At 63.4% G+C, this 235-nt stretch carries 1 protein-coding gene; it reads left to right on the top strand.

Going from position 1 to position 235, the window contains the following annotated elements:
- The coding region (locus IM267_RS21595; protein WP_193034238.1) for an RHS repeat protein at window positions 1-235 on the top strand (235 nt) is incomplete at both ends.

Below are 235 nucleotides of genomic sequence, written 5' to 3'. Positions count from 1 at the left end.
GCTATGATGGTAAAGGGAGACTGGTCAGCGAGAAGCAGACGGTCCGGGCTCCGCAGACGAATGCGCTGCTGTGGGAGCATGAAACCAGACACGCGTACAGCGAGCAGGGTCTGGCATATCAGACCACCCCCGACCGGCTTCCCCGGGTGGAATGGCTGACGTACGGCAGCGGGTACCTGGCGGGAGTGAAGGTGGGTAACACCCCGCTGGCTGAATTCACCCGCGACCGGCTGCA

Origin of the sequence: Enterobacter cloacae complex sp. P15RS, from assembly GCF_014895905.1 — a bacterium.
Taxonomy (GTDB): Bacteria; Pseudomonadota; Gammaproteobacteria; order Enterobacterales; family Enterobacteriaceae; genus Enterobacter; species Enterobacter quasihormaechei.
This window is presented reverse-complemented; position numbering and strand designations above follow the sequence as displayed.